The sequence below is a fragment of the Mesorhizobium sp. B2-9-1 genome (assembly GCF_006439455.1).
Lineage (GTDB): Bacteria > Pseudomonadota > Alphaproteobacteria > Rhizobiales > Rhizobiaceae > Mesorhizobium.
This window is the reverse complement of sequence record NZ_VFTP01000011.1, coordinates 24,944-36,642: the sequence shown is the minus strand read 5'-3', so window position 1 is coordinate 36,642 and position 11,699 is coordinate 24,944. Positions and strand designations below refer to the sequence as shown.

Here is an 11,699-nt window from a genome sequence, read left to right as displayed (position 1 = left end):
GGGACCGGGTTTGTTGGGCAGGGAAAAAACATCGATGTTCGAGCGCGTATTTTCGTTCCTGAGGGATCTGCCGGCTGGGCGCGAGGCCAAGCCGAGCGCCGATGATCCGCGTGTCGCGGCTTCGGCGCTGCTCTATCATGTGATGAACGCCGACGGCGTGCGCCAGGACGTCGAATGGGAACGGTTCAAGCAGATCCTGGCCGAGACCTATTCGGTGAGCGGTAAGGAGCTCGATGCGCTGGCGGCGGCCGGCGAGCGCGCCGACAACGAGGCGATCGACCTCTACGCCTTCACCCGCGTGCTCAAGCGCGACCTCGACGCCGAGGCGCGCAAGGCCTTCATCGGCCTGATGTGGGAAATCGTCTACGCCGATGGCGAGCTTGACGAGCTCGAGGACAACACCGTCTGGCGGGTCGCCGAGCTGATCGGCGTCGAGCGCCGCGACCGCATCGAGGCGCGCCGCAAGGCGGCGGCCGAGGTGCCCGGCGCGCGGGGCGAATCGAGCGACGAATAACAGGATCCTTCGCCCTCCATGCCACCCAGACCGAGGCCGAGACCAAAAATCCTGATCGTGCTGCATCAGGAGACTTCGAGCCCCGGCCGCGTCGGCCACATGCTCCTGGAAGAAGGCTTCGACCTCGACATCCGTCGGCCGCCATTGGGTGATGAATTGCCCTGCACGCTGGACGGCCATGCCGGCGCGGTTATCTTCGGCGGGCCGATGAGCGCCAATGACGAGGATGAGTTCGTCCGCCGCGAGACCGACTGGCTGGAAATCCCGCTCAAAGAGAACCGGCCGTTCCTCGGCATCTGCCTGGGCGCGCAGATGCTCGCCAACCATCTCGGCGGCAAGGTCGAGGGCCACGGCGATGGCCTGGTCGAGATCGGCTGGTATCCGCTGAAAGCGACCGATGCCGGCAAGAAACTTCTGCACTGGCCGGAGATGGTCTACCAGTTCCACCGCGAGGGCTTTTCGCTGCCCAAGGAAGCGACGCTGCTGGCGACGGCGGAAACCTATCCCAACCAGGCGTTTCGTTACGGCGAGAATGCCTGGGGCATCCAGTTCCACGGCGAGCTGACAAGGGTGATGATGCAGCGCTGGGTGGTGCGCGGCGCGCATCGCTTCGAGCTGCCCGGCGCCCAGCCCGGCCGCGACCATCTCGGCGGCCGGCTGATCTGGGACATGCACCTCAAGCGCTGGCTGGGCGAGTTTTTGGCGTTGATTTTTGGTAGGCCGGCTGTGGGGTAGGGCGAAGGCGATTGCCATGAACGGCCGAGCTTGCCCAGAAGAGAGAAATGTCAGGTGAGTCAGATTGCCGTCTTGGCTTGGAGGAGAACCTCCGGCAAAACATAAGTTGGGGAGTAACCATGCCGCTATGACAAAGTTGGGAACGACAGACGCAGACATCCGCTCTGCGCTACACGCAAAACGATTGCGACGCGCCAAATCTCATCCCGACACGCTCGTGATCGACGAACTTGGCTTGGTGCATGCCCGGAGCCGCATCGACGTGGCTGTCATTAACGGCTGTATTCATGGCTATGAAATCAAGAGCGCGAGGGACACACTCGACCGGTTCGCGACCCAGATCGATATCTATCGCCAGACGCTGCAGAAGCTCACACTCGTCACTGCGCCGAAGCATGTTGCAGGTATCATGAGCCGCGCTCCCGAATGGTGCGGCGTGATCGCGGCGGAGCAAGGACCAAGGGGTGGTGTCAGCTTTCATGTATTGAGGAACCCCGCCGCCAATCCTGACATCGATCCGGTCATGATGGCGCATCTTCTCTGGCGGAATGAAGTCATCGAACTCTTAGGCCAAGCCGGATGTGCGCCGAAGGACCTCCGACGGCCAAGAAGGCAGCTTTACGAAATGCTTTGTGAGTCCATGACGCTTCGCGAGATTACTGCTTCCATTCGCACTTTCATGGTGCGCCGCCAGAAATGGAGAGATCGTCCAGCACATGTGTGATGTGGTGGTTGATCGTAACGAACTTCCACCAAGGCTGATTGCTAGGCTTTGCCGTCCGCGCCGCACATTTGGCGATGTAGTCATCGCCGCTTGAGAAACCCGCTCCACTAAACTTGCCGGATGCCACGATAGAAGCACAGTGGTCGTGCATCTGCCCCGGATTGTCTCGGAACGCCCCGCCTTTGCGGACCTCCCATGCCGCCGACGTCGTATAGACAAGCTTGCCGGCCGATTTGATTTTGCGCATGTCCACCGGTGTGAATTCCGGATGGACGATTGTGTAGTCGCCGTAATTGGGCTGCCGCATGCCGGGAGGCAGCTTGCCGAGCAACGTTTGATAAAAGAGCCAGTCATGGCGAGAGAGCTGGTCGGCGCCCTTGGCAACATCCTTGAACGTCTCGGGAATCGCCGTACCGATGACGACGAAATTGCGGAAGGTATGCAGATCACCTAGCTTTTGCATGGCCGCAATCAGCGCGCCTGCGAAAGCGTTATAGGGCTCAAAATTCGGCGCGCCGAGATCGATAACGAGGTCAACTTCGTTGAGCGATAGACCGAGTGCCCCGGTCAACGCCTCAATGCGCATGCGTGCATCCGACTTCATCAGGTCTTCCAGCCGGACTGCGACGGCCGCTCCATGCCCGTCGGTCGCAACAATCCCCGCAACGGATGCGACCATGGGTGGGGAGGCATCGAGGGGGACGGCCGGAATCGCACTCGCCTGGAATGCCCTCAGGGCTTCGAACGCGTATGTGAATATGTCGCGGCCGTCCCCCATCGGCTTCCCGGAAATACTTGGATGCACGCCGACCCACGCGGGCCGCTGCCCCCACTTGGCATTGAACCGGGCGGCAAACGGATGGACGTGTTCCTGAACCGTTTTCTTCGGCTGCCACAATTCGAAATCGAATTCGACTTCCGGAATGGTGACATAGGGGACGGTTCGGTCCTTCGCAGCAGCGGAAAGGCGGGCAAGCGCCTGGTATTCGCCCTGACGCCACCGCAGCGCCGGAACATACATGTCCTTAGTCAAGATCATCGCTCGCCTCCTCTAGCTGCGAGCGCACCTGATCCCGACCAACCAGATCATTCAGGATGGTGTAGTTACCGCGCTCCTTCCTGATGCGCCCCGCGATGATGCTCGGATCGATGCCGATCGTCTCCGCGTCGATCTTCACCGCCTCCTCCGAAAGGGCGAAGCGGGACAAACACTGATCCCACAATGCTTCAGGTATCAGTGCATCGAGCGCGAATTTGTCAGCCTCCGCTTCGATCGCATCACCATCATTGCCGCCTTCCTCGTCGAAGAAGTCGAAGCGCAAACCGTCGAAGAGATGCAGGAAAACGTGACCGAGCTCGTGCAACAGTACAAACCAGAAATTGTCCAGACGGTCATAGCGTAGCGTAAGTCCTACAACCGGCGTCTCTCCGTCGGCGAGCATGGCCGCGCCGTCGAGATAGGAGCCCGGAAGGTGCGGCTCGACGACGAGGACGATGCCTTTCTCAGCCAGCAGATCGCGGGCACGCTTTGGCCCATCCTTCCGTTTCGTGAGGCCTACCAACTCAGACAGCCACCGGTCATCAAGTTCGAAGGTTGCAATCTCTTCTGCTTCAATCTTGCTACGCGCCCGTTCCAAAATACGCGCCTGCCACGCGAGGAGGGCGTATTCGTTCGGCACATTTCCGCTGCGCATCTTCTTGCGGTGATACGCCGTCGCAAATTGCGGTCCCGCCGCATGCAGGAAATATTCCTTCACGCGCTCGACCGGGTTTGCACCGCGTGGCAGATCAAACCACTTTCGTTTGATCATCTCCCTGTAGGGGAATTGACCCCAGACGATGCCATCGGCATCGCCCCACGCGAACACCGATCCACCAGCCTGCTTCGGCCCCTCAAAACTTCCTGACGCCTTCACTCCGAGCGCTTTCGAAACCTCGATCAGGCGAGCAAGGCTTGCGCCCATGTAGTCGGTCGCCTCGTAGCGCTGCACCTGTTGCGGCTTCATGCCAAGTTTTTCGGCGAGGTCCGTCTGACTCATGCCGGAGGCAATTCGTGCCTGCACCAGCACGCGCGGCAATTCTTCCAGCGCGTAGGCTTTCGAAAACGAGACCTGGCCGGATTTCAGCAGATCGTATTCGGTAAGCTCGGCCTCGATATCTGCGATCTGGCTTTTAAGCCCATCGATCTCTGCTTGCTTGAGCCACGCCTGATCCGATGCGCGCGCCGCCGCAGCGGCAAGCGCGTCTTGCAACTTCGCTAGTTGCGCACCCGATACGCCGTACTGTTTGTCGCTGTAAATCATGGCTGCACCTTCCCGGAGAGAAGCGGATCGGCCGAAAGCGGAATGGAGACGATCCCTTTCTGTTTTCCTGTGAAACGATCCAGTTGAAAGAAATCGACGAATGCCTGCCCGACATCCACGCACATCAATGAGGACGGAAAGAACTCACCCTTGAATGCCGCTTTCTGCGCTGCTCGACCGTTCGCAAATTCAAGGAACACGGGATCAAGCTTAGCTCGATCGACCCCAGTAGGATTCCAGCATGCGTCGAAGTCGCCGGGCCTCGGCTTTCCGGTCACATAGCTGCCGTCGAGATAGATCGCCGGACATCCAGCTGACCGTAGCTTTCTACAGGCAAGAACGAGGCCGTCGAAAAGCTCGCGCCGCCAAGCATTCGTTGCGAAGGCAGCCGCCACATCCTCCAAACTCGCCGCGTGCGACCCTGGGGGCAGAACGGTCCACGGCGAGCCGGACAATGGGATGAGGGCAGGAATCATGCTTACAACAATAATGTTGTAATTGCAGAAACGCAAGGCCGGGAAGGTTTCGAGTCTCGCCGGTATCGACGAGCGGCGAATCTGTGCTAAGGCGCCGCCCGACCAATTGAAGGAAGACACCGTGAACGAACTGACCTTGGCCGAGGCGACCGAAAATATCTATGCCTCACTCCGAGCCGACAATGCCGACCTCGATGCGCATATCGCGGCACTCAAGGCGGCGCTGGCACGGGAGGGGAAGAAACAGGCGGTGTTCGATCCGGCCAGGCTGGTGCAGAACAACCGCGCCGGCCGCAAGTTGATGCAGGCCTATTTTCGCCAGCGCGGCGTCAGCGTGAGCTTTTCGGAGTAGATTTGCTCGCGCCCCTGCCTCGCTGGGCGACGGCGCGGTGAGATTGGCCTGAACGTCGGATCCAGCGGCTTGGATCAAGAACGCGATCAGTTGCGGCTGTTGAGATGCCGCACCTGGCGCAGCGCGGGGAACAGATAGGCCCATAGGCCGGCGACGGCTATGGCGCCGATGCCGCCGATCACCACCGCGGGGACCGTGCCGATCAGCGCCGCCATGGTGCCGGCGCGGAACTCGCCGACCTCGTTGGAGGCGCCGACGAAGACCTGGTTGACGGCGTTGACGCGGCCGCGCACCTCGTCCGGTGTCCAGAGCTGGATCAGCGTCTCGCGGATATAGACGCTGAACATGTCGGTGGCGCCGAGCAGAGCGAGCGCCGCGATCGACAGCCAGGTGATGGTCGAGACGCCGAACAGCACCGTGAAGGCGCCGAACAAAGCGACGAAGCCCAGCATGATCTTGCCGGCATGGTTGCGGATCGGGTGGCCGGCGAGCCAGACGGCGACGCAGATGGCGCCGATGCCAGGCGCCGAGCGCAGCAGGCCAAGTCCCCAGGGGCCAAGCTGGAGGATATCGCGCGCATAGACCGGCAGCAGCGCCGAGGCGCCCGACAGGAGCACGGCGAACAAGTCGAGCGAGATCGCGCCGAGCACGATCTTCTCGCCCCAGATATAGCCGAAGCCGGCAAACAGCGTCTGCATCGTCGGCTTGTCGGTGGCCGTCTGCTGGGCGGGCTTCGGGATGGTGAAGATGAGCAGCCCGGCAGCGAGCATCAGGACCGCGGCGGTGGCGTAGGCGACTTCCGCCGACACGCCGTAGAGCAGGCCGCCGGCGACCGGGCCGACGATGGTCGCCGTCTGCCAGGCCGACGAATTCCAGGCGATCGCGTTGGCGAAATCTTCCTGCGGGACGAGATTGGCGAACAGCGAGGACGAGGCGGGGCCGTAGAAGGCGCGGGCAATGCCGAACATCACCAGCACGGCAAAGATCGGCAGCGGGCTGGTCAGGCCGCGCAGCGTTAAAAGCAGCAGGGCCAAGGCGCAGCCGGCCTCGACCAAAGTCGACAAGGTCATGATCAGGCGGCGGCCGAAGCGGTCGGCGACGACGCCGGTGACCAGGACCAGGAGCAGCGAGGGCAGGAACTGGACGATGCCGACAATGCCGAGGTCGAACGGATCGCGCGTCAAATCATAGACTTGCCAGCCGACGGCGACCGAGACGATCATGGTGGCGAAGGTGGTGAGAAAGCGCGCCGTCCAATAGCTGAGGAACGGGCGGTGCCGAAATGCGGCGTAACGCTGGTCTGGTGACGTTGCTTCGACGGTCATGATCAGAGGGCCCCTTTGCGACAATGGCCGGCGGGGGCACTTCCACGGTGGGCGCTGGTCCGGCCGCAACCCTTTAGCCCAGTTCGTCTTGCCATGCGCGCAAAAAATCAGCCCTGGCGCGAAGAAAATCGGAAATTCCCTGCCCTGGTGAGGGGGCGTTCAGCCTCTCAACGCGGCCGAGATGGCCTCGATCCCGCCGCGCAACTCCGCTTCCGTCGGCCAGCCGAAACCGAGGCGGAAGAAGCGTCTCGGCATCTCGAACCAGTGGCCAGGGCCGACATAGGTGCCGTATTCCTCCAGCAGCCTGGTATAGAACCTGTCGAGGTCGAAGCCGGCATCGACGTTGAGCCGTGGGAAGCCGACAACGCCGCCTTGCGGCCGCACCCAGTCGACGAGAGGCTCGCCGTCGATCCAGGATTGAACGATGTCGCGGCGCCTGGCCATTTCCGGCAGCAGCGAGGCGAGGAAGGTATCACGGCGTTCGAGCGTGGCGCGGGCGATCGCCTCGTCGATGACGCTGCCGCAGATGCCGATCTGCTCCTTGGCGGCGAGGAAGGTTTCCTGCAATTGCGGATCGCGGGTCATCAGCCAGCCGATGCGGATGCCCGGAATGCCGAAGGCCTTGGACAGCGAGCAGGCGCTGATGGCGGCGGGGCTGAGCGAGGCCGCCGACGGCAATCGGGCGCCATAGGAGAGGTCGCGATAGGTCTCGTCGACCAGCAGCCGGCATTTGCGGCTTTCGGCAAGCGCAATCAGCGCGTCGAGGTCGGCGCGTGTCATCATCGTGCCGGTCGGGTTGTGCGGGCAGGTGACGCTGATCAGTCTGGTGTTCGGCCGCAGCTCTGCCTTCACACGGTCGATGTCGATGGCAAAGCCCTCGTCGAAATCGAGATCGATATAGGAGATGGCGCAGCCGATCGCCTTCGGTGTCTCGATATTGGTGGCGTAGTTCGGCCGCACGACCACGAGATGGTTGCCGGCCGACAGAAGCGACGTGGCGATGATGAACAGCGCGCCGGCCGCGCCAGCGGTCACCAGCACATCATCGGACGAAAGACCGCTGTCCTGTCCGGCGATCAGCGCCCGCAGTTCCTTGTCGCCGCGATGCTCGCCATATAGCAGCGTGAGATCGGGCAGCGCGAGACCGATGTCGGAGAGTTTCTGGTCTGCTATCGAGCTTTCGGAAAGGTTGTAGCGGATGCGCTCGTAGCCGTATTCCTCCGGCGCTTCCTTCTCGATCACCATCCTGGCGTAGTTCATGGCCATGTCCCTGGCGGTTCATCGTTTTGCGAAAACGAACCGGGCGTCCTGTTTGAGGCAATTCCGTACCGGAATTGTCTTGGTAGAACGGTATCCAAGCCATAAAAGCAGGAAGCCTGCCAAGGCTGATTCCTCGGCAGGCTTCGCTAAACCATTGGTGCAGGGGCGTTATTTCAGGCCGGGGCCTTGGCCTTCCTGCCCCTTGCAGGCTTCGCCGGCTCCGGTTCGGCCTTGCGGCCGAGGCCGATCGACTTGGCGAGCTGCGAGCGCGAGGCCGCATAGTTGGGAGCGACCATCGGGTAATCCACCGGCAGGCCCCATTTGGTGCGGTAAGCCTCCGGCGTCAGGCCGAAATGCACGCCGATATGGCGCTTCAGCGATTTGAACTTCTTCCCGTCCTCGAGGCAGATGATGTAGTCCGGCGTCACCGAACGCCTGGGATTGACGGCGGGGACCGGCGGGGGCGCCGCGGGCTCCACCGGCTGGCTGATCCCGCCGATCGAAGAGGCAACGCTGGCGATCAGTCCGCCCAGGTCGGAAGCAGGCAGGCGGTTTTTGGCGACATAGGCCGATACGATATGAGCGGTGAGCTCGAGCAGGTCGATTTCCCTGGCTGTGCTGGTGTCCTCGTCCACGTAGTCCCTCCATTTCTGCCGCAAGGTCGCGAAACCGATCCGGTTTTCGCGGTGTAATGTCGAAGCGCTGCGAGCGTTGTTTGCGAATTCGGGAAGCCGCAGGGGCCGCAGGCCGGCGAATTCCTAGTCGGCAAATCTGCGCGGCGCAACGTTTTGTCGCGTCAATACACGCTGTTTTGAACAATTATACTGAAATGTAACTATATCAGACGACCAGCGCCTTGTCGCGCCACAGACGAAATCCACCCTCGAAAGCGCGAGTGTTGTCGCCGCGCCGGGACTTTTCAGGCAATTGATCGAGCTTGTCGACATTGCCGCCGCCGATCACGACATAGTCAGGCTGCAGGGCGGCGCGAAGCCTGTCGACAACGTCAAAAACATATTTGCGCCACTTCTTCTTCCCGTGCTTCACCAGGCCTCGTTCGCCGACATAATCCTCGAAAGTCGACCCCCTTTTGTAGGGCAGATGGGCGAGCTCCATGGGCTGGCCGACATTCTTGATGATCATGGCGGCGCCAAGGCCCGTGCCGAGGCCAAGGAACAGCATGCGGCCGCCGTCATAGCTGCCGATCGCCTGCATCAGCGCGTCGTTGACGAGCTTCACCGGCTTGCCGAAAGCGGCGGTGAAATCATAGCCGTTCCAGCCCTTGCCGAGATTGAAGGGATCGAGCGAGGGCTTGTTGTCGCGCACGGGGCCGGGATAACCCATCGAGATGACGTCGTAGTCCAGGCCCTCGGCCAGTTTCCTGACCGACGAGACGACCTGGTCTGGTGTCAGGCTCGGTCCGGACGCGACGCGGCGCATCTCGCCGCCTGCGCTGGAGAGGATCTTCACATGCGAGCCGCCGACATCGACGGTGAGCACGATCGGATCGCCGGTCGCCGCCGCTTTCTTTGCTGCCTTCGCCATCCCGTCCTCCCCGAAAATTATTTGCTCGGATTGATCCAGCCATCGGGTGGGCCGAAGCCGTTCATGGCATCGGCAGGTCCCCAGGTTTTCGGCGCGTAGATCTGCGGCGCCGTGGTGTCGCCGAGCACCGGACCGACGATGCGCCAGGCAAGCTCGGCCGCGTCCTGCCGCGTGAAGAGCTGGCCGTTGCCGTTCATGGCGTCGCCGATCAGCCGCTCATAGGGCGGCATGTCGCCCTTGGTGTCGTCGAGCGCGGTCAGCTCCACCTGCTCGCCGATCATGTCGTCGCCTGCGACCTTGCGCTGGGCGCCGATCGAGATCGCCACCTGCGGGTCGATGCGGAAGCGCACATAATTGGCGTCGCCCGGCTTTATGGGGTCGAAGACGTCGAGCGGCGGCCGCTTCATACGCACGACCACCTCGGTCGCGTGCACCGGCATGTTCTTGCCGGCGCGGATGAAGAAAGGCACGTCGCGCCAGCGCCAGGTGTCGACGAAAAAGCGCACCGCGGCGAAGGTCTCGACCGGGGAGTTGGGCCTGACGCCCGGCTCGGCCAGATAGCCGTCGAACTGGCCGCGCACGACATCGTCCTTGGTTAGCGTGCGGATGGCGCGCAGCACCTGCACCTTCTCGTCGATCAGGTCGTCGGCCGAGCGGCCGACCGGCGGCTCCATGGCCAAAAGCAACAGGATGTTGAGCAGGTGGTTCTCGATAACGTCGCGGATGCAGCCGACATCGTCATAGAATTTGCCGCGGCCCTCGATGCCGAAATCCTCGGCCATGGTGATCTGCACGCTCTCGACGAAATTGCGGTTCCAGATCGGCTCGAGGAAGGAATTGGCGAAGCGGAAATAGAGCAGGTTCTGGATCGCTTCCTTGCCGAGATAATGGTCGATGCGGAAGATCGACTGCTCGTCGAACACCAGATGCAGCACCCGGTTGAGCCAGCGCGCCGACAGCAGGTCGTGGCCGAACGGCTTTTCCACCATCAGCCGCGCGCCGCGCGCGGTGCCGGACTGCTCCAGCCCTTGCACGACCGTTTCGAACATGGTCGGGGGAACGGCCATGTAGTGCAGCGGCCGCTGCGCGGAACCCAGCGCCGTCTTCAGCTTCTCGAAGGTCGCGCCGTCGCGGTAGTCGCCGCTGACATAGCGCAGCAGCGAGGCGAGCTTGGAAAAGACCTTGTCGTCGACACGGCCAAGCGCGGTGACGATGCCGTCACGCGCACGGTCCACCAGCTTGGGAAGGTCCCAAGGCTCGAAGGCGACGCCGATCACCGGCTCGCTCAGCGTGCCCTTGGCGACCATCTGGTAGAGCGCCGGGAAAATCTTCTTGTGCGCAAGGTCGCCGGTCGCTCCGAAAAGCACCAGCGTGTCGGACCTCTCCTGGCTCATGCAGTCTCTCCCCTCACGCGCCGGTCTTCGGCTTCTCGACATGGCCGCCGAAGGCATAGCGCATGGCGGACAGAAGCTTGTCGGCGAATTGCGATTCGCCTTGCGAGGAGAAGCGGTCGAACAGCGCCGAGGACAGCACCGGCGCCGGGACGCCGGTATCGATCGCCGCTTTGAGCGTCCAGCGGCCTTCGCCGGAATCGGAAACACGGCCGCCGAACTGGGCAAGCGCCGGATCGTTCTTCAGCGCGCCGGCGGTGAGATCGAGCAGCCAGGAGCCGATGACGCTGCCGTGCCGCCAGACCTCGGCGACCTGCGGCAGGTCGATATCGAACTGATAGTATTGCGGATTTTCCAGCGGGCTGGTCTCGGCGTCCGCTATCCTGGACCGCTTGCCGGCATTGGCCGACTTCAGGATGTTCATGCCTTCGGCATAGGCGGCCATCACGCCATATTCGATGCCGTTATGCACCATCTTGACGAAGTGACCGGCGCCGCTCGGTCCACAATGGAGATAACCGAAGGGCGCGGTGCCGGCATCCTTGGGCGGGTTGGCGCCCGCATCGGCGCCCGGCGCCAGCGTCGCAAAGACCGAATCGAGATGCTTCACAGCGTCATCGGGGCCGCCGATCATCAGGCAATAGCCGCGCTCCAGCCCCCAGACGCCGCCGCTGGTGCCGACATCGACGAAGTTGATGCCCTTAACCGCCAGCTTGGCCGCTTGGTCGACGGCATCATGGTAATAGGAATTGCCGCCGTCGATGATGATGTCGCCCGGCTCCATCAGCGCCGCCACCTGGTCGACGATCCTGCCGGTGATCGCGGCCGGCAGCATCAGCCAGGCGCAGCGCGGCTTGGCGAGCTTGGCGACGAACTCCTCCAGCGAGGCGGCACCAACCGCGCCGTCTTTTACCATGCCGGCGACGCTTGCCGAATTGATGTCGTAGACGACGCATTCATGGCCGTCGCGCATCAGGCGCCGCACCATGTTGGCGCCCATCCTGCCCAGTCCCATCATTCCGATCTGCATGGTTTAATCCCGATTGCTTGAGGAAGGAGAAGTACAATGGCCCT

The 11,699-nt window shown here is 62.4% G+C and carries 13 protein-coding genes; 4 read left to right on the top strand and 9 right to left on the bottom strand.

Features of this window, described 5'->3' with window-relative positions; genetic code table 11:
• The first annotated feature begins 34 nt into the window (after positions 1 to 34).
• The 3 genes from FJW05_RS18975 to FJW05_RS18965 all read left to right on the top strand — a co-directional run bounded on the left by FJW05_RS18975 (position 35) and on the right by FJW05_RS18965 (position 1,973).
• Complete coding sequence (locus FJW05_RS18975; protein ID WP_140634788.1) at positions 35 to 514, top strand: TerB family tellurite resistance protein; 480 nt, start codon at positions 35 to 37, stop codon at positions 512 to 514.
• Between the two features lie 18 nt (positions 515 to 532).
• Positions 533 to 1,249 (top strand): glutamine amidotransferase, encoded by a 717-nt coding sequence (locus FJW05_RS18970; protein ID WP_140634786.1) that lies wholly within the window; start codon positions 533 to 535, stop codon positions 1,247 to 1,249.
• Between the two features lie 127 nt (positions 1,250 to 1,376).
• Positions 1,377 to 1,973 (top strand): sce7726 family protein, encoded by a 597-nt coding sequence (locus FJW05_RS18965; protein ID WP_140634784.1) that lies wholly within the window; start codon positions 1,377 to 1,379, stop codon positions 1,971 to 1,973.
• Here FJW05_RS18965 and FJW05_RS18960 read toward each other — a convergent pair.
• The 3 genes from FJW05_RS18960 to FJW05_RS18950 are packed head-to-tail and all read right to left on the bottom strand — an operon-like array spanning position 1,927 to position 4,872.
• The gene (locus FJW05_RS18960; protein ID WP_140634782.1) at positions 1,927 to 3,012 is read right to left on the bottom strand and encodes a beta family protein; all 1,086 of its coding nucleotides are present in this window, start codon (positions 3,010 to 3,012) and stop codon (positions 1,927 to 1,929) included. The genes FJW05_RS18965 and FJW05_RS18960 overlap by 47 nt on opposite strands.
• Positions 2,999 to 4,276 carry an XRE family transcriptional regulator gene (locus FJW05_RS18955; RefSeq protein WP_140634780.1) on the bottom strand — a complete coding sequence of 426 codons (1,278 nt, stop codon included), beginning with the start codon at positions 4,274 to 4,276 and terminating at the stop codon, positions 2,999 to 3,001. The genes FJW05_RS18960 and FJW05_RS18955 overlap by 14 nt, the downstream gene beginning before the upstream one ends.
• Complete coding sequence (locus FJW05_RS18950) at positions 4,273 to 4,872, bottom strand: hypothetical protein (RefSeq protein WP_246673525.1); 600 nt, start codon at positions 4,870 to 4,872, stop codon at positions 4,273 to 4,275. Before FJW05_RS18950 ends, FJW05_RS18955 begins: the two co-directional genes overlap by 4 nt.
• A gap of 1 nt (position 4,873) precedes the next feature.
• On the opposite strand from FJW05_RS18950, the gene FJW05_RS18945 reads away from it, so the two are divergent.
• Positions 4,874 to 5,104 carry a hypothetical protein gene (locus tag FJW05_RS18945; RefSeq protein ID WP_140634778.1) on the top strand — a complete coding sequence of 77 codons (231 nt, stop codon included), beginning with the start codon at positions 4,874 to 4,876 and terminating at the stop codon, positions 5,102 to 5,104.
• Positions 5,105 to 5,190: 86 nt separating this feature from the next.
• On the opposite strand, the gene FJW05_RS18940 is transcribed toward FJW05_RS18945, so the two are convergent.
• From FJW05_RS18940 to gnd, 6 genes are all read right to left on the bottom strand, one after another.
• Positions 5,191 to 6,432, bottom strand: a complete 1,242-nt coding sequence (locus FJW05_RS18940) for an MFS transporter (RefSeq protein WP_181165007.1) — start codon at positions 6,430 to 6,432, stop codon at positions 5,191 to 5,193.
• Between the two features lie 156 nt (positions 6,433 to 6,588).
• Entirely contained in the window at positions 6,589 to 7,689 is a 1,101-nt protein-coding gene (locus FJW05_RS18935; RefSeq protein WP_140634774.1) for an aminotransferase class I/II-fold pyridoxal phosphate-dependent enzyme, read from the bottom strand.
• 173 nt (positions 7,690 to 7,862) lie between these two features.
• Complete coding sequence (locus FJW05_RS18930) at positions 7,863 to 8,324, bottom strand: MucR family transcriptional regulator (RefSeq protein WP_140544762.1); 462 nt, start codon at positions 8,322 to 8,324, stop codon at positions 7,863 to 7,865.
• A 205-nt stretch (positions 8,325 to 8,529) separates the two neighbouring features.
• Positions 8,530 to 9,234 (bottom strand): ROK family protein, encoded by a 705-nt coding sequence (locus FJW05_RS18925; protein WP_140634772.1) that lies wholly within the window; start codon positions 9,232 to 9,234, stop codon positions 8,530 to 8,532.
• 17 nt (positions 9,235 to 9,251) lie between these two features.
• Positions 9,252 to 10,628, bottom strand: coding sequence for a glucose-6-phosphate dehydrogenase (gene zwf / locus FJW05_RS18920; protein ID WP_140634770.1), 1,377 nt, complete (start codon positions 10,626 to 10,628; stop codon positions 9,252 to 9,254).
• 13 nt (positions 10,629 to 10,641) lie between these two features.
• Positions 10,642 to 11,655: a phosphogluconate dehydrogenase (NAD(+)-dependent, decarboxylating) gene (gnd, locus tag FJW05_RS18915; protein ID WP_140544756.1), complete on the bottom strand. Its 1,014-nt coding sequence runs from the start codon at positions 11,653 to 11,655 to the stop codon at positions 10,642 to 10,644.
• Between the last annotated feature and the right edge of the window lie 44 nt (positions 11,656 to 11,699).